The 512-nt window shown below is 50.0% G+C and carries 1 protein-coding gene; it reads right to left on the bottom strand.

Going from position 1 to position 512, the window contains the following annotated elements:
• A partial coding sequence (locus R8N49_RS30605; RefSeq protein ID WP_318190884.1) for an MFS transporter occupies window positions 1-494 on the bottom strand: 494 nt, incomplete at its 3' end.
• Window positions 495-512 lie beyond the last annotated feature (18 nt).

Below are 512 nucleotides of genomic sequence, written 5' to 3'. Positions count from 1 at the left end.
GACCAAATTGCCAATATGGGAAGATAGGCCACGAATTGGCTCGCACCACACGCAAATACCCAGATGCTACATGGCATGCACACCATAACCGCAATACGCATTACAGCTCGGCCACTTCCAAGGCGATGAGAAGCTCGAGTCGTGAGTAGATTTCCAAGAACACTCACGATTCCTAAAGCTGCGTACATCATGCCAATCCAACTTATCGACAGTCCCGCGACATCTCGCATATTGAGCCCAATGAGATTGAACACACCAATACCACCACCTAAGCCAAAACACATAGCCGCAATCGCACCCAACGCTCCAGGAAGGCGAAATGCCTCTATAACGGGAGGTAATGTCATTAACCGCTCGTTCTGATCGTGAGGCTCTCTCATGCATCCCCAAACTAAGGCCCCAACAGCAAGTGCCGCCATCCCTAAAATGATAAAAGCTGCTCTCCATGATAAGAGCTGTGTGATCAGTGCGCCGATAGCAGGGCTGGTTATCATGCCTAATGTCAATCCAGC

The organism is Vibrio sp. 1978, from assembly GCF_033344345.1.
Note: the sequence above shows the minus strand (reverse complement) of the source record. Positions and strands in the feature narration are given on the sequence as shown.